The sequence below is a fragment of the Paenibacillus dendritiformis genome (genome assembly GCF_021654795.1).
GTDB lineage: Bacteria > Bacillota > Bacilli > Paenibacillales > Paenibacillaceae > Paenibacillus_B.
The window spans coordinates 175,346-194,238 of sequence record NZ_AP025344.1; the positions used below are offsets into that span (position 1 = coordinate 175,346).

Genomic DNA, 18,893 nt, shown 5'->3' on the forward strand with positions numbered 1-18,893 from the left:
CGTATGGTCGGCGATGGAGTTTAGCGATGGAATATCGTGAACGAATCCGGGTTGGATGAAACTATTTCTTTGCAGGAAAATATGGTAATCTTGGGGTTGATTATGATGTAAAGGGAGGATTTTATGTACAAACTCGGAGCGATGGCACTGCTGCTGTTGTTATTATGCTCGGTTGTTCCTTATGAGCAGCTGGTGTCCGCCAAAGCGGAAGATGCTCGGAAGAGTGCGGTGCAGCCGGTGCATCGCATTGATCTGGCAAGATGGGGAATTCGCAATGACGGAACGCAACCGGCGCAGACGACAAAGGGGATTAACGATGCGCTGGCATGGGCGGGCAAAGCGGGCATAACGGCCGTGTCGCTGCCTCCAGGAACGTACACTATCGATAAAAACAGCCGGATTAACATGGTCAGCAATATGACTTTTCAACTTACGCCTGATGTTATTTTGCAGAAGGAGCCCAATGATAAAGAAAGATATGATCTGATGTATATCGGGTACGGTGTTCACGATGTGACCCTGCTCGGCGGCACGTATCAGGGCGATAAAGACAGGCATGATTACTCCAAAAAGGATCATCCGGATAGTAAAGGGACGCATGAAGGGGGATATGGCATCCTGCTAGAAGGAGCCGAACGCGTAACGATCGATGGGGTAAAAGCGGTTAACTTCACGGGAGACGGGCTTATGCTGAGTGCTCACGGAACCAATACCGGAGTGCTGGACGCCAAATCCTTTGTCAGGGGCGGCATCGACAGCAAAGGCAAGCCGATCAGAGATTGGAAAAAAATCAGAACCAAGTCGATGCAACCCCTCTCCCATGAGATATTTCAGAAGGAAGGTTATTTTGAACTGGCCAATTTCCGGGGATTACCCCGTAACTTTGACATCTATTTCTATGAGTCCAGCGGGGGCTTTTTGGAAAAGCGCTCGTCAAAGATGAGAGAGAACATGGTCATTCCCCAAGGAGCCGCCTTTTATCATGTGGTGTTTCAGCAACCATCCGCGGCCGGCGCTTATTTACAGGTGTGGAACCGGGTTCCCACGTCGGATTCCGTTGTCAAAAACTCCGAATTTGCCTTCAATCGAAGACAGGGGATTACGGTGGGCGGAACCCGAAACGTAACCATTATGGATAACCTTCTGCATGACATGAAAGGAACGGCTCCCCAATCAGGGATTGATGTGGAGGGGGGCTTTTTCGAGAATGGAAACTGGAACTCGGACGTCACGATCAAGCGAAACCGTTTCTACAACAACGCCGCTTATGATCTTATTTTGTACGATGGGCAAGGGGCCCGTGTCGAGGACAATTACTTTGGTTCCACCGACAAGTTCGGTCTTGCCGTCTCCGCTCCTTTTGCGGACGCGGTCATTGTCAACAATCATTTTGACGGTTCCAAGATTGTAGCGGAGAATGACGCCGTATTTACAGGGAACAAGATGAATGATTCCATTGCCAGCTTTCTGGGGCCGAACATTCAGGTGAACGGCATGACGCTGACAGATGCCGTATTCCGGGTGGACGGCAAGGAGAAATTCGGGGTGAAGGTGTCCGAACTTACGATTTACAATAACAAGAAGAGGGAATCCGGGTTGATCGTTAACGGCATGCCCAGCGAGTTCAGGAACGTGAAAATCATCGGGGAGTCCACCCTCCGGGTGATAACAGGCAACGCCCCGGGAGGCAGTGTGTTTCATAATCTGCAGGTGCTCGGATATAATTCCACGTTCGGCTTGAGCCTGCCCCCTGGAACGTATACGGATTGCCGGTTCGAGACTGCCGACACCGGAACATTGGGAGCGGTCTTCATCAATACGGCCGGGAAATACGCGTTTAACAACTGTACCTTTGTCTCCGCTTCGATGGCAACGAATAATGTGATAGCGAACCATGCAGAGCTCGATTTGTCCATTAAAAATTCAATCTTCGAGGTTCAGGGAAATGCCCCGGCGATCCGTGTCCAGGCCGTCAAAAAATTTGTGTTCGAAGATAACCTGATCAACGCCTTTTATCTGGATAACAGCGATATTGAATTGATTAAGATTAGTGATTATAGCAAACGCCAATTAAAAGCGACTGTGCGGAGCGCGGCGATTCGGGGGAACACGATTCGGAGCAACATGCCGGCGGCGGGAATATCGACAATCAACGCAGGGATCGGAGCGCCTGTGTATACGGTGGAGAACAATACCCTTCATACCGCGAAGCTGGCTTTAAAACCGAACGATAAGTCCCGGAACAATCAGCTTGAATAAATGCCGGATGCGGTGCTGCAGCCTGTCCAAGGATCCGATTTTGTCACAAGTAAGGAGCTGTATAATATTGACATGTTCTTTATTGAGAACTAAAATAGGTGATATCGTTCTTAATAAAGTTAAATCGGTGATTAGGCAGGTGAACTTCGTGATGAACGATGAATCATTCACATCCGACGGCAAGATGGCGGTCAGAGAAATTAACTTGAAGGAAACATTCGGTGTCCTTCAACGGCGATGGTGGATCATTGTCGTATCCATCATCATTTGCGGCTTGTTGGGCGGTCTTTATGTTTCCAGGCCGAAGCCGGACGTGTATGCATCTTCAGCACGTATTATCCTGTCTTCCAGTGAAATTAACATGAGAGGGACTATGCTGGTCATGATCCGTGAACCGGTCGTGATGGAGCGCGTGATCAAGGAACTGGGGTTGAAGCAGTCGCCTGAAAGCTTGCGAAAGCAGATTGCCGTTACCAGCGTCGACAACTCACTCGTTACGCTGGTAACGGCGTACCATGAACATCCCGGGCTGGCTGCGCGCATCTCGAATGCGGTTGTCGAGGCTTTTAAACAGGTAGCGGCCGAAAGTTTAAAGTTTCATGGCGTGATCCTGCTTAGCGGCGCCAAGGAGGATCCCAATCCCGTTCCCGTGAATAAGCCGAGCTATGCAGGGCTGTATGTTGCCCTGCTTGGAGGGGCCATTGCAGGCGTGGGTCTTATCTTTGTGATGGATTCGCTGGACGGCTCCATACGTTCGGCGCGCGAATTGGAGAGATTGCTGAACTTGCCGGTGCTGGGGCAAGCGGATTATGTGCCCAAGAGGGAGATCCTTCGCACGATAAAGAGCGAGACCATAGGTCATGGGGGAAGTGGTGAATCCCTTGGCACATGAGCGGAATCGTTCCAACCCTATACTGGCGGATTACAGCACGATAACGTATCATCATGCCTCTTCAGCCCAAGCGGACCAATTTCGCGTTCTGCGCAACAATATTCGATTTGCGGTTACGGACGCTCCGTTTGCTTCGTTGGCGGTTACCTCGCCCCGGCCGGGAAACGGGACGACGACGGTGGCCGTCAATCTCTCCATTGCTTTCGCCCAGCGCGGCGATCGGGTGTTGTTGATTGATGCCAATGTTCGGCGTCCGGCCCTTCACCGGATTCTGAATGTGAAGGCTGGCCCGGGGCTGGCAGAGGCTGTGGGACAGCGGGCGGTTATTGAGGAAGTCATCCAAGAGACTCCGATCGGGAACCTGTGTGTGATATCCAGCGGCTTAGCGGTTACGGAGCTGCTGGATTTACGCGATTCAGCGGTCATGGAGCAGCTTGAGCTCACACAGGATTTTGATATCGTTCTGGTGGATTGCCCGCCCGTGCTGTCGGCCAGTGAGGCCAGTCTGCTGGCCAGCGGATGCAGGGCGGCCTTGCTCGTGATTGAGAACGGCAGGACGTCCGCCGGGGATGCTCTTGAGGCCAAGAGGCTGCTGGAGTTTGGACATGTCCGAATTGCGGGCACGTTTTTCAATAAAAAGTGATTAGAGACATGGTAACAGCAGGTTCTGCATATCGTATTGTTCGTTATTGAGAACATACCGCAGAATATTTATCTGGAGTGAAGGCCAGGCCGCACAAAAACAATGGGAAAGGGGGAGTGAACGCATTGACTTACAAGCAAAGGCTGCCGCTGCTCGCCATGTTGGATTCGCTTATCGTCCTGATATCGATTTACATCAGTTATTTCCTCGTATCCGCGACCGTCATGGTATTCGCGGACCCGTTGATCGTAACTTCTTCCGTCGCGCTGCTGCTTGGATATCATCTGTTTGCTTTTGTGTACAACTTGTACAAGAAGGCGTGGGAATATGCCAGCATAGGTGAGCTTGTCGGCATCGTCAAAGCGGTAACGCTGTCTAGTCTAACGGGTGTAGCGGTGCAGTACATAGCTGTTCAGGAATTTCATGTGAGGTTAATGGCCGTGACCTGGATGATCATGATGATCCTGATTGGGGGTTCGAGGTTCTGCTGGCGCTTCATGCGCAATGTTCCCCCGAAGCAGGAGCAGCGAAGCCTTTACAGACGCACTATGATCGTGGGCGCCGGCTCGGCGGGAACGATGGTGGCAAGGCAGTTGCTTCATTCCCCGGATCAGGATATGAGGCCGGTGGCTTTTGTCGACGATAACCCGCACAAACATGGCTTGGATGTGCTGGGGGTTCCCGTCGTTGGCGGCACGCGTGCCATCGAACGGATTGCCAGGGACTATCAGATTGAACTTATTGTCATCGCCATCCCCTCTCTTAACAAACCCGGGCTGAAAGCTATTTTCGATGAGTGTGCCAAGACCAAGGCCAAAACCCAAATTATCCCCATGATTGAGGATCTCGCCAGCGGCAAGGTATCCGTCAGCCAGTTCAGGGACGTGCAGGTGGAAGACCTGTTGGGGAGGGAACCTGTGCAGCTTGATCTGGAAAGCATCAGCGATTATGCAACAGGCAAAGTAATCCTGGTGACGGGAGCCGGCGGCTCTGTCGGCTCGGAAATATGCAGGCAATTATCGAACTTCAATCCTCGCAAGCTGATCCTTCTCGGGCACGGAGAGAACAGCATTTATTCCATTGAGATGGAACTCCAAAACCTTTTCAAGGATAAAAGCATTCAGTTCTATACGGAGATTGCGGATTTGCAGGACGAGAGCAAAATTCTCCGCGTGTTGAACAAGCACAGACCGGATGTCGTCTATCATGCCGCAGCCCATAAGCATGTTCCTCTGATGCAGCGGCACCCGGAGGAAGCGGTGAAAAACAATGTTATCGGCACTTTGAATGCGGCCAAGGCCTCTAGTCATGCGGGCGTTTCGACATTTGTCATGATCTCTACCGACAAAGCCGTCAATCCGACTAACGTCATGGGCGCAACGAAGCGGATCGCGGAGATGATCATTCAGTACATGGATGAAATAAGCTCTACCAAATTTGTAGCTGTGCGCTTCGGAAATGTCCTGGGAAGCCGGGGGAGCGTCATCCCGCTGTTCAAAAAGCAAATCGAGAGCGGGGGGCCGGTCACGGTCACCCATCCGGATATGGTGCGTTATTTTATGACGATTCCGGAAGCCTCGCGTCTCGTGATTCAGGCAGGAGCTTTGGCCCGGGGCGGCGAGATTTTCGTGCTGGACATGGGCGACCCGGTGAAAATCGTGGATTTGGCCAAAAATGTGATTCGTCTGTCGGGATATTCCGTTGAGGAAATCGGAATTGAATTTACGGGAATTCGCCCGGGCGAGAAGCTGTATGAGGAGCTTTTGACAGAAGGCGAAGTACATGAGCATCGGGCATATCCCAAAATTTATATCGGGAAGTCTTCGCAGGTCAACTTCAAGGAAATCGAGTATCTGCTGCAAGTATTCGACAAGCTTCCCGCGGAGGAACTGAAAAAAATGCTCCTTGATATGGCCAATAAAAAAGTGGAACCGCGGGAGCTGGTCAAGACGAGTTAAACCGGGAGGTGATCATGGCAATGAGCAAGGTGAAAAAAGCTATCATACCGGCGGCCGGCCTGGGTACGCGTTTTCTGCCGGCTACGAAGGCAATGCCTAAAGAAATGCTTCCCGTCGTGGATAAACCAACCATTCAATATATCGTGGAGGAGGCCGTGGAATCCGGAATCGAGGACATTATTATCGTGACGGGGAAAGGAAAGCGCGCTATTGAAGATCATTTTGATAATTCCCTGGAGCTGGAGCAGGTGCTGTTCCAAAAACAAAAGCTGGATTTATTGAGCGAAGTGCAGAAGCCGGCTCAGATGGTGGATATTCACTACATCCGGCAAAAAGAACCGAAAGGACTTGGGCATGCGATATGGTGCGCGCGCAAGTTTATAGGGAATGAGCCGTTCGCCGTCCTGCTTGGCGACGATATCATTACCGCGGAGAAGCCTTGCCTGCAACAGATGATGGAAAAGTACGACAGGTATCATTCTTCGATTATCGGGGTTCAGCGCGTACGAGATGAAGAGGTGTCACGTTATGGAATCGTGGAGGGCATCCAAGTGGAGGAAGCGCTGTATCAGGTGAAGCATCTGGTGGAAAAGCCGAAGCAGGGCACGACGCTGTCCAATCTGGCCATTATGGGAAGATACATACTGACCCCGGAGATTTTCGGTATTTTGGCCCGGCAGGCGCCCGGCGCCGGCGGCGAGATTCAGTTAACGGACGCATTAGACACCCTGAATCAGGCGGAAGCGGTGTATGCATACCAATTTGCCGGAACCCGCTATGACGTGGGCGAGAAAATGGGATTTATTCAGACAACGATTGAATTTGGCTTAAAACGCGACGATCTTCGCGGCGATCTGTTGAACTATTTGTCCCATGTCCTGGCGAGGGAGACCGTGAATGCCGAATAAAATACTGTTCTGTGCCACGGTCGATTATCATATAAGCTCGTTCCATTTGCCCGTGCTTCAATGGTTCAAACAACGGGGATGGGAGATTCATATCGCGGCGAAAGGCGAGCTGGAGCTTCCGTATGCAGACCGAAAGTTCAACATCCCCTTTGAACGTTCTCCCTTTCGCTGGCGGAATCGTGAAGCCTACCGGGAGGTAAAGCGGCTGATCGAGCGTCATGGTTATCAGATTGTGCATTGCCATACCCCGGTGGGCGGCGTTCTGGCGCGTCTGGCCTCAAGACGTGCCCGGAGACAGGGGACACGGGTCATTTATACGGCGCACGGGTTTCATTTCTGTCGAGGCGCGCCGCTAATCAATTGGATGCTTTATTACCCGGTGGAAAAGCTGCTGGCCCGTTCGACCGATTGCCTCATTACGATCAACCAAGAGGACTACCGGTTGGCCGTTCGCCGACGCTTTAAGGCGAAGCGCATTGAGCATGTGCATGGGGTTGGCGTGAGTGGCGAACGTTTCTATCCGGCGCTTCCGGAAGACAAGGCAAGCCTGAGGGAGCGGACATCATTCGATCGGAATGATATTTTGTTATTCTATGCGGCCGAGTTCAACCGCAACAAGAATCATCAGCTGCTTATCCATGCTTTGGCCCGAATACGGGAGCGGGCCCCGCAAGTAAGACTGCTCTTGGCGGGAGAGGGCGCATTGCTGGAAGCCTGCCAAAGTGTATCCGTGAAATTGGGCGTGGATCGGCATGTTCACTTTCTCGGGTATCGCGACGATATTCCCGATCTGCTGCGTATGAGTGACATTGCCGTCTCCGGCAGCTTGCGGGAAGGACTGCCGGTTCAGATGATGGAGGCGATGGCCTGCGGGCTTCCGGTCATCGCCACCCGGAACCGGGGGCATCTGGAGCTGGTATGCGACGGACGGAACGGTTATCTTGTTCCTCCTCAGGCTGCCGAGCAATTTGCGGAACGAATCGCAACCCTTGCGGCTTCCCCTGACCTGCGGGAGAGCATGGGGAGGGAAAGTCTTCAGATGTTCCGGAAATATGAGCAGAAGGCGGTCCTCCATGAGCTGGGGGAGATCTATGAATCCCATATGCACAACTTGACGGAAGGGGAGGACAGAGCATGTCAGGTCCTGTAAGAGTGCTCCATGCGGTCGTCAATATGAACCGGGGCGGGGCCGAGACCCTGATCATGAATTTGTACCGGAACCTGGACCGAAGCAAGGTTCAGTTCGATTTCCTCACCTGCAAGCCGGGGGTATACGACCGTCAAATTGAAGAGATGGGCGGCAAGATATACCGGATCCCGTATATTTCAGGCGCTGGCGTCATAGGGTATCGGCAGGCATTGAGCAGCTTCTTCCAGGAGCATGCCGGCTACAGGCTCATTCACGCGCATATGGACAAGATGAGCGGCTGGGTTCTGAAGGCGGCGCGTCAGGCAGGCATTCCCTGCCGCATTGCGCACAGCCATAATACGAGGAGCGAAGGGGGCTTGGCCGCCAAGGCATTCAAATGGTACGCGGGCCAAAGCATATCTTCCTCGGCGACGCATCTGTTGGCTTGTTCGCATGCCGCTGCCCGTTGGCTCTTCAAGCAACGTTCAGACACGGCAGGCATCGTGAAGAACGGAATAGAGCAAGAGCGTTTTTTCTTCCGTTCCGAAGTAAGGCATGCCGTGAGAAAGGAGTTGGGGATTGGCGAGACCGCCTTTGTTCTGGGGCATGTCGGGCGTTTCCAGCATCAGAAGAATCATGCGTATCTGCTCGATGTGTATGCCAGGGCGAGGCCCATGCTGAACGACTCCGTGCTCCTTCTGGCGGGCGACGGTCCGCTGCGCGATGAATTGCGGCGCCAGGCGGAACGGTTGAAGCTGGAGAATAGCGTGCGTTTTCTGGGTGTGCGCGGCGATATCGACAGATTGCTTCAGGGATTCGATCTGTTTGTTTTTCCCTCGCGTCATGAGGGTCTCCCGTTAACGTTGGTCGAGGCTCAGGGGGCGGGACTTCCCTGCATCATCTCGGATAACGTCACGCGGGAAGTCGATCTGGGGCTGGGGCTCATTCAGTCCCTATCCTTAAAGCATCAGCAGACGTGGGTGGAACGGGTGCTTGATGCTGCCCGCAACGGCGCCGGCAGGGAGGTTCCGGCGGATGCTCTGCGGATGCAAGGGTATGATATCCGCGACACCGCACGCTGGCTCGAGAATTATTATTTATCGATGGTGAGGTAGGATGCGAACATTAACGGTATTTACCCCTGCATATAACCGTGCTTACTGCTTGACGCGTTTGTATGACAGCCTCGTCAGACAGAACAGCAGCGATTTTGAGTGGCTTGTGATTGATGACGGATCTACCGATGAGACACCGGACCTGGTACGGGCCTGGATTGCGGACAACCGGATTCCCATACGTTATGTCCGTCAGGAGAATCAAGGCATGCATGGAGCGCATAACACGGCTTATGACCAGATTGAGACCGAGCTGAATGTATGTATCGACTCCGATGATTATATGCCTGACGGCGCGGTGGAGAAAATTATTGATTTCTGGCGCAGATACGGCAGTGATCAGGTAGCCGGCATCGTTGGCCTGGATTGCGCACTGGACGGAAGCGTGATTGGGACCCGGCTTCCGGAGGGCAAGGCAAGGTCCACGCTGTTCGATCTGTATTACAAGCATGGCGTGACGGGCGATAAAAAGCTGGTGTACCGCACGAAGCTTGCGAAAATGTACCGCTATCCCCTGTTTGAAGGAGAAAAGTACGTTGGATTGGCCTACAAGTATTACATGATTGACCGCGATTATGAGCTGCTGCTGATGAATGAAGTCCTCTGCTATGTAGAGTACATGCCGGATGGGGCTTCCATGAATATGCTGCGCCATTACCGCAATAACCCCAGGGGATTCGCATTTTATCGCGTTCAGCTTATGAAGCTGCCTTTCGCGGGACTCTCCTTTAAATTCAGACAGGCGGTGCATCATGTCTCGAGCTGCTGTCTGGCCCGCAGCCCGGGAATGCTCCTGGAATCGCCCGCAAAGCTGCTCACCTTATTGGCGCTGCTGCCCGGATTTGCGCTTTATGTATTTATCGTAGCAAAGACGTAGCGTGTAATTGGATGGGAGAGGAACCCTGCGATGACGATCATATGGCTTACGCTTCTGATGGTTTTCATTTTTTCCTATACAGCCCGGTATTTTGCGGTACCCCTTCCCCATAACCCAATCCCTGTCCGGCCGAACCGGCTGCTGGTTGCCGCGGTATGCTTCGTCATCGTCATGGTTGCGGGGCTAAGGAAGAATATCGGGGATACGTTTTTCTACATGCATGCTTATGCGCTAAAAAATTTCACATGGGCGACGATCGCAACAGAGAAGGATGTTGGCTTCAATCTCTTCCAAATGCTTCTGAAACAAATTTCGGAAGACCCGCAAATCCTCATTTTTGTGACGGCGCTGATAACGAATGTTTTGATTGTGGTTGTGATGCACCGCTATGCGAGATTGTTTGAACTGGCGATGTACGTATACATCACGTCCGGCGCATTCATCGTTTCCATGAACGGCATCCGGCAATATATGGCGGCGGCTTTACTCTTTGCCGCGACCGCTTACTTGCTGAACGGCAGTTGGAAGAAATACATGGTTGTGGTGGCGTTTGCCTCCGTGTTCCATATGAGTGCGCTTATCCTTATTCCTTTATTTTTTATCGTCCGCAGGGAAGCTTGGACCGGCATGACTTTTGGCTTGCTGGCTGCCGGCGTTCTCATCGTCGGTCTGTTCAACCAATTTTCCGATTTGCTGTTCTCGGCTCTCAGCGAGACGCAGTATGGGGAATATAAGGAGTTTAATGAAGGGGGAGCGAACATCATTCGGGTCGGCTTCTATATGATGCCGCTGCTGGTTGCCTATTGGGGCAGGGAGAAGCTGCGAATGTTGTTTTCCGACATTGATGTCATTGTCAATTTGTCGTTGATCGGGTCCTTTTTTATGCTGATTTCTACGCAAAACTGGATTTTTGCCAGACTGGCCATTTATTTTAACTTGTATCAGATTCTTCTGACATCATGGATCGTCCTGGCTTTCCGCAAGAAGGACCAGAAGCTTATTTATTTGTGCATTCTGGTTATTTACGGCATCTACTTTACTTATGAAAATATGTTTGTTCTCGGCATTACGTACCGCAGTGATTTTTTAAACTGGTTTCATTAAGGGGGCAAAGGGCTTGGACGAGGCGGAGAAAATTCCCCGGGTTGTGCATTACTGCTGGTTCGGACGCGGCGAAAAACCGAAGCTGATTAAAAAGTGCATTCAAAGCTGGCAGAAGCATCTCCCGGATTACGAGATGGTCGAATGGAATGAAGATAACTTTGACGTCACCTCCAATCTTTACGTAAGGGAAGCTTACGAGGCGCGCAAATTTGCGTTCGTTAGCGATTATGTCAGACTCCATGCCTTGTATCATCAAGGCGGGGTGTACATGGATACGGATGTGGAGGTGATCAAGCCGCTGCATCGCTTCCTGGTGCATGAAGCCTTCTCGGGATTTGAGGACCATCAATATTTGCAATCAGGAACGATGGGGGCCGTTAAGCATCATCCCTGGATCGAAGAGCTGCTTGAATATTATGCCGACAGGCCTTTTCGGCTTCCGGGCGGGGATCTGTTCGATCTGACGACGAATACGGCCATCATGAGCCGGATCAGCCAGAAGCATGGATTGAAGCTTAACGGACAGCACCAGACGCTCCCGAGCGGGGTTGTTTTTTATCCCAGACGGTTCTTCAGTCCTTACGATTATATCAATGGAGGCAATTACATCAACGACGACAGTTACACGATCCACCATTTTGCCCAATCGTGGCTTCCTGCCCATGTCCGCGTCAAGAGCTACATCAAGCGCAAAGCAAGCCGCTTGATCGGTGCGGAGAACATTGCAAGGCTTAGAAGGATATTATCGCAAAAAGGTGCGCAGTCATGAAACGCATATTTGATTTTGTTATTGCGATTGTGCTGTTGATGTTATTGCTGCCGCTGCTGGCCGTGATTGCGTTCTTGGTACGAATGCGAATCGGTTCGCCCGTTATGTTCCGCCAGATTCGGCCGGGGAAACATGGGGTCCCGTTTTATTTGTTGAAGTTCCGGACGATGACGGATAAGACAGACAGTTCGGGCCAGCCGCTTCCGGATCATGAAAGGCTGGTTCCGTTCGGCCAGTTCCTCCGGAAATATAGTCTTGACGAGCTTCCCCAGATATGGAATGTGGTCAAAGGAGATATTAGCCTCGTGGGGCCAAGACCCCTTCTTATGGAATATCTGCCGCTGTATACCGAAGAGCAGGCCAAGAGACACTGCGTGAAGCCGGGCATCACGGGCTGGGCCCAAGTGAACGGACGCAATGCGATCTCTTGGGAGGAGAAGTTCAAGTACGATGTCTGGTATGTGGAACACCAAAGTTTCTGGCTGGATATGAAAATTTTGTGGATGACGTTCTTCCACGTCTTGAAGCCCGGAAACATTCAACATGGCAACCATGTTACGATGCCGGTATTTAAGGGTACCGTGAACTATGAACAGGAAAGGTAGAGGAGTCGGCAGATGACAGCGAACCGGAGAATATGGCTATCGCCCCCACATACGAGTGGAAGGGAACAAGACTTTATTAATGAAGCCTTCACGACGAATTGGATTGCTCCGCTCGGGCCCCATGTCGATGCGTTCGAGGCGGAAATCGCGGCTTATGCCCAAGTCGAGGGCGCGGCTGCTGTCAGCTCGGGCACCGCAGCGATTCATCTGGCTTTGACCTTGCTTGGCGCAGGGAAGGGCGACCTTGTATTTTGCTCCAGTCTGACGTTTGTAGCCAGTGCGAATCCAATATCATATACAGGCGCGAAGCCGGTGTTTATTGATTCGGAGCCGGATACCTGGAACATGTCTCCTTCGGCCCTGGATAGAGCGCTGAATGAAGCGGCACGGGCCGGAAACCTCCCCAAAGCGGTCATCGTCGTTCATTTATATGGCCAGAGCGCCAAGATGAACGAAATTATGGAGGCGTGCGGACGTTATGAGGTTCCGGTCATTGAGGACGCGGCAGAATCGCTCGGTTCACTCTATTACGGCAATGCAAGCGGGTCTATGGGACGCTTTGGCATTTATTCATTCAACGGAAATAAAATCATTACCACTTCAGGCGGCGGAATGCTTATATCCAACCATCCGGACGAATTGCGCCGGGCGCGTTTTCTTGCCACGCAGGCAAGGGAACCGGCGTTGCATTACCAGCATCAAGTGACGGGCTTCAACTACCGAATGAGCAATGTGTTGGCGGGAATAGGGCGTGCCCAGCTTCAGGCGCTGAATGAACGGATTGAGGCGAGGCGGAGCATTTTTGAAAGGTACCGAAAGGCGCTGGAAGGAATAGACGGAATTCAATTCATGCCTGAACTGGAAAACACCCGCTCGAACCGATGGTTAACCGCCTTAACTATGGATGAGCGGATAACCGGCGTGGCTCCTGCCGAGTTGATCCATGCGCTTGAAGCCGTCAACATCGAGAGTCGCCCGGTATGGAAGCCGCTGCATCTGCAGCCGCTGTTCCGCGATTGTCCGTTCTATGCTCATGGCGAAGGGAAGCCGGTATCGGAGCAGCTGTTCGAGACCGGGATTTGTCTGCCTTCCGGTTCGGGAATGAGCGAGGCGGACCAGCAAAGAGTCATTGACTGCGTCCAAGAGTTCTTGTCCCTTCGGTCCGCGAATGCCCAAGTCTACAGATAACGCTCTCCGGGCTGCCGGGTTCTCGCGATTGCGGCGGGTATGCCGTAAGCGACGGAGCAATCGGGAATATCATGAAGCACGGCGGCACCGGCACCGATCACGCAATGCTCGCCTATGATCACGCCATGGATCACGCTTGCGCCGATAGAGATCACGCTGTAGTCGCCAATCCGGACTTGGCCGCCGGTCGCGGCATTGGGGGCGAGCGTCGCATAATGTCCGAGCCGCGAGTCATGATCGAGCGAGGAGCGGGTGTACATGACGCAATGGTCTCCGACGACGGCATCGCTGCCGATTACGGCGCCGGCCATGATAACGGAACCTTCGCCGATTCGGGCTCCTCTGGCGACAGAAGCTTGCGGGTGTACGGCCCGAATGAAGCGAAAGTCAGGCATGACCTGTCTTATGCTTTGCGTGATGCGATACCGGGTCCAGTTGTCTCCAATGGCCACGGTTCCTCCCTGAATTTGTTGCCGATGCGCGGACAAGTAATCCAGGCCGCCAACAATTTCGTATCCATAGCACTCGGTACCAGGCGGTTGATGGCTGTCGAGGATACCAACGATTCGGTATTCCCCGGCCTTCTCAATCACGTCAATGACGGCTTTGGCGTGCCCGCCGGCACCAAAAACAATGATATCGGGCATTAACTTAGTCCCTCCTCTAGTTAAGGTGAACGGGGAAGAATGGCAGTTGGGGTATTGTTCTTTAATAAGAACAATTATAAAATATTTTGTTCGTTAAAGCGAGCGATATCTGACTGAAGGAGTAAGTTCATGGAGAAGTCCCTTATCTTGGACACAGACATGCTGACGAACGAAATGAAGCTGATTCTGGAGATTATCTCAAGTGATCGTCCCGAGGATTTGCGCAAGGACAAAGCCGGGCTCTTTCAGGATTGCAAGTGGGAAGCATTTTTGCGCCTTGCGATGCATCACCGAGTCTATTCCGTGCTGTATATGCAGATGAAGGATATGGGCGATGATATGGTGCCTCCGGCGGTCATTCAACGTCTGTACCGCCAATATAGCGCCAATACGCTCCGAATGCTTCATCTGAGCAGCGAGATCGAACATATCGGCAAGGAATTGGCCGGAGGAGGCCTGCGTTGTTTATTTTTGAAGGGACCTGTGCTTGGTCAGGAGTTGTATGGAAGCGTCTCGCTTCGCGCCTGCTCGGATCTGGATCTCCTCGTCCCCTTCGCCGAATTAGTCAGGGCGGAAACGATACTTATCACGTTAGGGTACGAGAAAGATGATTACATTGAGTCCGTACTGGGGGACTGGAAATGGCGGCACCACCATCTGACCTTTTTGCACCCGGTCAAGGGCATCAAGGTTGAGCTTCATTGGCGGCTGAACCCGTTCCCGTCCAAGGAACCGAGCTTTAACGAGCTGTGGCTCAGGAGGCGAAGAAGCACGCTGTTCGGCAGCCCCATCTATTATTTGGGCAGAGAGGATTTGTTCGTCTTTCTCGTGACCCACGGCGCCCGCCACGGCTGGTCGAGATTGCGCTGGCTGCTCGATATCAAGCAGCTTCTTAACCAACAGCCGGATCACGGCCAGATCATGAATAGATTGAGGCGGCGCCGATGTGTGCGTGCCGGGGGACAATCTGTCGTGCTGGCCTCATCGCTGCTTCAAGCGCCGTTGGCGCCGGAACTGCATCGGCTTGCAAGCAGGCGGAGATCGGTGCGGCTGGCCCAGGACGCCATGTTCTATCTGTCGCAGATGGTTCATCTCCATAAGGAGCCGGTGCCTGAAGAAGTCGGAGCCTACCATAAGCGCCATCTGTTCGCGTTAATGCCGCTGCGGCATAAATGCTTGTTCATTCTAAGCTTCATGCTGCCTTATCCCGAGGATGTCAAAGTCATTCGATTGCCGAGAATGCTTCATTATATCTACATTCCCTTAAGGCCCTTCTTGTGGGCATGGAGAAAAAGCGCAGGTGTACAGAAATGAAAAGAGTACTGTTCGCATCCTTCGATATGGAGGTTGGAGGAGTCGAGAGAAGCCTGGCCGGTTTGCTGGAGCATTTTGATTATGAACGCTATCAGGCGGAGGTGATGCTATACCGCCATCAAGGCGATTTTATGGCTTTGCTCCCCGAACAAGTCCGGTTGCTGGAGGAGCAACGAGCCTATGCCACCTTCCGCAAGTCCATCGGCGACATTCTCAAGAGCCGGCAGCTGTTGATCGGGCTCGGAAGGCTGACCGCAAAAGTGCATGCCGATATGGCCGGGAAAGCGAGAGGGCTTGCAGAAACGGGATATCATCAGATGCAGCTGATGTGGAGATATACCCTTCCCTTCCTGCCCCGGAACACACAGCTCTACGATGCGGCTGTAAGCTTCTTATGGCCCCATTACTACGTTGCCGAGAAAGTCGATGCCCGCACGAAAATAGCCTGGATTCATACGGATTATTCTACCGTAGCTACGAATGTGCGCTCTGATTTGAAGCTGTGGAGCAAGTTCGATCATATCATCGCCGTCTCTCCTTCATGCAGGGAAGCCTTCTTGGCAAAGTACGAAACGCTGAGAGACAAGGTGACCGTAATCGAAAACATTATCTCTCCGGACTACATCAAGATGATGTCCGGGGAGTCTGTCGATTCACCGATGGCAGCGGATCCGCGCTTCAAATTGGTCACCGTCGCCCGTTTGTCGCACGCCAAGGGGATCGACCAGGCTGTCATGGCCTTGAAGAAGCTGAGAGAGAAGGGGCTTGAGGACATTGCCTGGTACGTTGTGGGTTATGGCGGGGACGAGGAGATGATTCGCGGTCTCATTGCGAAGAATCGGCTGCAGGATGATTTCATTTTGCTGGGCAAGCAGTACAATCCCTATCCTTTCATCAAGCAAGCCGATCTCTATGTACAGCCTTCCCGTTACGAGGGGAAAGCCGTGACCGTAACCGAAGCCCAGATTTTGGGCAAACCTGTTCTGATTACCCGTTATCCTACGGCACAGAGTCAGGTTGCCGACGGCTTGGACGGATATATTACGGACTTATCGGTCGAGGGCTTGGCGGAAGGGATCGAGCATTTATATCGAGATCGGCAGCTAAGATGCCGGCTCGCGGACATGTGCAGCAGGACTCAGTATGGCAATGCGGGCGAACTCAATAAACTATACGCATTGTTGGATGACAATGGATAGGAGGCGAGGCTATGGATAACATCCTGCTGCTCGACACCTCAGTCGGTTCCTTGAATAAAGGGGATGAAATCATCATGAAATGCGTGAGGCGCCAATTGTCCGGCATTACGCGCCAGGCCAATGTGTTTACCGTGCCTACGCATCTTTCCCCCTTCGGCTGGTTCCAGGTGATGCGAGATTCATTACGTGTTCAATTCTATACAAGAGCCAAATACAAGTTCGTCGGCGGAACGAATCTATTGACCATGGACATGTTCACCCATTTCCCGCAATGGAATATTAATGTGTTTAATTATCGTCCGTTACAAGGCAGCATTCTCTTGGGGGTGGGGGCGGGCAAAGGAGAAAAAATAAAACGGTACACGAAAATGCTCTACCGCAAGGTGTTGTCCCATGAATATGTGCATAGCGTTCGGGATGAACGAACCTGGAGATTCGTCACGGATTTAGGGCTCAAGGCGTTAAATACGGGATGTCCGACGATGTGGGCGTTAACGCCCGAGCATTGCCGGGATATTCCCAGGGGGAAATCGGATGCCGTCGTGTTTACGTTGACAGATTACGCAAGAGCGCCCCGTCAAGATCAGCTCCTGATCGATCTTCTGATTAGAAGCTACAGGAAAGTATATTTCTGGGTTCAGGGAGCCGATGATTATGCGTATTTTCATACGTTATCGAATACCGAAGGCATTCACGTCATTCCTCCTTCGCTGGAAGAATATGAAGCTGTGCTCAGCACGGATGTCGACTTTGTAGGCACGCGCCTGCATGCCGGAATCTATGCGATGCGTCACAAGAAACGTTCCATCATTATTGCGGTTGACGAACGGGCCAGAGGAATGAGTGAGACATACGCCCTGAATACCGTGGACCGTACGGATCTCGCCGGCCTTGAAGCCATGATCCATTCGGAATTTGCGACGAATGTCCGGATCAACCTGGAGGCCATCCAAGCGTGGCTGGATCAGTTCAAGCAGCGGTAATACCGGTCTTGAAGGAGGAAGCCCATGATACAACTGACGCGGGAACAAATCAAAGTAAATCAAAACCGTGTGGACTATTTTTTTCAGGTGGACCCCAGGCTTCAAAAATACTTCAGAGCAAGCAATCATTTATTTATGAAATATAACTATGATATCTCGGGTCTTCCCGCAAGCATATTGTCGATTCCGTTTGCAGCGAACATGATGCCGCTCGCGTGGCTTACGGATGCGACGCTGTACGTCGACGAACTGGATCGTTCCTTCTATGACTGTCTTGCGGAACTGAAGCAGGCATATCAGGAGATGTTCCCCCATTTTCCGCTCAAGGGGCAAATCAAGGTCGGGCAGGTGTCTTCCTATGATTATCAACCGGAGCATGAAGCTGCCGTGCTATTTAGCGGGGGCTTGGACGCCTTGACGACTTATATCCGCCACCGGGAGAAGAAGCCTTTTCTCATTACGGAGTACGGATGGCATGAAGGGGACTGTACAGACAGCGAGGTATGGACCGCAGACCGTGAGCATGCGGAAGCTTTTGCCCGCAAGGAAGGGCTCTCCAATATCCTGGTGGAGTCCAACTACGGCACCTTCGTCTATCCTCAGCGAATCGACCGGGATTTCCGGCGCTCGCTGGGCGACACCTGGTGGCATGGACTGCATCACGGTCTGGCGATTATATCGGCAGCGGTTCCTGCAGCCTGCTTGTTACAGGTGAAGACGATTTACATTGCGAGCTCGCATACGATCGGCAACACGTATTCATGCGCTTCCGACCCGTCGACGGACAATCTGATTCGTTACGGAACGGGCGATGTGTTCCATGACGGATATGAGCTGTCCCGGCAGGATAAAGTCAAAGTGGTTGTCGATCATTATGCCGCTGCCAATGACAAGACCGCCGTCCGGGTATGCTATCGCAACACAGAAAATTGCTGTCAATGCGAGAAGTGCGTCAGAACGATCATGGGGATTGCGGCAGAGGGCCATGACCCGAATGACTACGGTTTTCCGGTTCCTGATGAGCTCTCCGGTTTTTTGAAGCGGTTTTTGAAGCGGGAGGTCAAGTTTTTCACGAATATCCAAATCGAACGGTTATGGAAGCCGATCCAGGAGCGCATGCGGGAGAATCCTGACAACGTGAAGGATCCGGATCTGCTGTCTTGGTTTCCGGATTACGATTTCGTGGCCCATCGAAGAAAAGAACGGTTCCGCTACCGTGTGACGCAATTTTTCCCGATCATCAGAAGGAAAGTGAGAACGGGTTTGCAGCAAATCCGTGAAACCAGGTAAAAGAGCAGGTACA

17 protein-coding genes are annotated in these 18,893 nt (G+C 52.3%); 16 read left to right on the forward strand and 1 reads right to left on the reverse strand.

All coding sequences use genetic code 11. The annotated features are described in order from the left end of the window. Positions 1–123 precede the first annotated feature (123 nt). The 12 genes from L6439_RS00815 (at position 124) to L6439_RS00870 (ending at position 13,447) form a co-directional block, all read left to right on the forward strand. On the forward strand, positions 124–2,259 hold the full coding sequence (locus tag L6439_RS00815; RefSeq protein WP_168180027.1) for a right-handed parallel beta-helix repeat-containing protein: 2,136 nt from the start codon (positions 124–126) through the stop codon (positions 2,257–2,259). A gap of 151 nt (positions 2,260–2,410) precedes the next feature. After that, positions 2,411–3,151, forward strand: a complete 741-nt coding sequence (locus L6439_RS00820; RefSeq protein ID WP_168180026.1) for a YveK family protein — start codon at positions 2,411–2,413, stop codon at positions 3,149–3,151. Next, entirely contained in the window at positions 3,132–3,794 is a 663-nt protein-coding gene (locus tag L6439_RS00825; protein ID WP_213468573.1) for a CpsD/CapB family tyrosine-protein kinase, read from the forward strand. Before L6439_RS00820 ends, L6439_RS00825 begins: the two co-directional genes overlap by 20 nt. Positions 3,795–3,919: 125 nt before the next feature. Continuing rightward, positions 3,920–5,752, forward strand: a complete 1,833-nt coding sequence (locus tag L6439_RS00830) for a polysaccharide biosynthesis protein (RefSeq protein WP_213468574.1) — start codon at positions 3,920–3,922, stop codon at positions 5,750–5,752. Positions 5,753–5,772: 20 nt separating this feature from the next. Beyond that, entirely contained in the window at positions 5,773–6,660 is an 888-nt protein-coding gene (galU, locus tag L6439_RS00835; protein WP_213468763.1) for a UTP--glucose-1-phosphate uridylyltransferase GalU, read from the forward strand. Further along, positions 6,650–7,810: a glycosyltransferase family 4 protein gene (locus L6439_RS00840; protein WP_213468575.1), complete on the forward strand. Its 1,161-nt coding sequence runs from the start codon at positions 6,650–6,652 to the stop codon at positions 7,808–7,810. The genes galU and L6439_RS00840 overlap by 11 nt, the downstream gene beginning before the upstream one ends. Then, the gene (locus L6439_RS00845; protein ID WP_213468576.1) at positions 7,795–8,904 is read left to right on the forward strand and encodes a glycosyltransferase family 1 protein; all 1,110 of its coding nucleotides are present in this window, start codon (positions 7,795–7,797) and stop codon (positions 8,902–8,904) included. Before L6439_RS00840 ends, L6439_RS00845 begins: the two co-directional genes overlap by 16 nt. 1 nt (position 8,905) lies before the next feature. Further along, complete coding sequence (locus tag L6439_RS00850) at positions 8,906–9,781, forward strand: glycosyltransferase family 2 protein (protein ID WP_213468577.1); 876 nt, start codon at positions 8,906–8,908, stop codon at positions 9,779–9,781. A gap of 30 nt (positions 9,782–9,811) precedes the next feature. Beyond that, complete coding sequence (locus tag L6439_RS00855) at positions 9,812–10,885, forward strand: EpsG family protein (RefSeq protein ID WP_213468578.1); 1,074 nt, start codon at positions 9,812–9,814, stop codon at positions 10,883–10,885. Between the two features lie 13 nt (positions 10,886–10,898). Continuing rightward, positions 10,899–11,654 (forward strand): glycosyltransferase family 32 protein, encoded by a 756-nt coding sequence (locus tag L6439_RS00860; RefSeq protein ID WP_213468579.1) that lies wholly within the window; start codon positions 10,899–10,901, stop codon positions 11,652–11,654. Next, complete coding sequence (locus L6439_RS00865) at positions 11,651–12,259, forward strand: sugar transferase (protein WP_168180018.1); 609 nt, start codon at positions 11,651–11,653, stop codon at positions 12,257–12,259. Before L6439_RS00860 ends, L6439_RS00865 begins: the two co-directional genes overlap by 4 nt. 12 nt (positions 12,260–12,271) lie before the next feature. Next, the gene (locus L6439_RS00870; protein WP_213468580.1) at positions 12,272–13,447 is read left to right on the forward strand and encodes an aminotransferase class I/II-fold pyridoxal phosphate-dependent enzyme; all 1,176 of its coding nucleotides are present in this window, start codon (positions 12,272–12,274) and stop codon (positions 13,445–13,447) included. On the opposite strand, the gene L6439_RS00875 is transcribed toward L6439_RS00870, so the two are convergent. Next, complete coding sequence (locus tag L6439_RS00875) at positions 13,438–14,094, reverse strand: acetyltransferase (RefSeq protein WP_213468581.1); 657 nt, start codon at positions 14,092–14,094, stop codon at positions 13,438–13,440. The two genes, L6439_RS00870 and L6439_RS00875, sit on opposite strands and share 10 nt — an antisense overlap. Before the next feature lie 129 nt (positions 14,095–14,223). Here L6439_RS00875 and L6439_RS00880 point away from each other — a divergent pair, with 129 nt between their 5' ends. From L6439_RS00880 to L6439_RS00895, 4 genes are read left to right on the forward strand one after another with little or no spacing between them, the layout of a single operon-like run. Continuing rightward, entirely contained in the window at positions 14,224–15,408 is a 1,185-nt protein-coding gene (locus L6439_RS00880; protein ID WP_213468582.1) for a nucleotidyltransferase domain-containing protein, read from the forward strand. Then, a complete protein-coding gene (locus tag L6439_RS00885) occupies positions 15,405–16,607 on the forward strand; it encodes a glycosyltransferase (RefSeq protein ID WP_168180014.1) in 1,203 nt (400 codons plus the stop codon). The genes L6439_RS00880 and L6439_RS00885 overlap by 4 nt, the downstream gene beginning before the upstream one ends. 11 nt (positions 16,608–16,618) lie before the next feature. Next, a complete protein-coding gene (locus L6439_RS00890) occupies positions 16,619–17,590 on the forward strand; it encodes a polysaccharide pyruvyl transferase family protein (protein WP_213468583.1) in 972 nt (323 codons plus the stop codon). Positions 17,591–17,614: 24 nt separating this feature from the next. Further along, positions 17,615–18,880, forward strand: coding sequence for a peptidase (locus L6439_RS00895; RefSeq protein WP_168180012.1), 1,266 nt, complete (start codon positions 17,615–17,617; stop codon positions 18,878–18,880). Positions 18,881–18,893 lie beyond the last annotated feature (13 nt).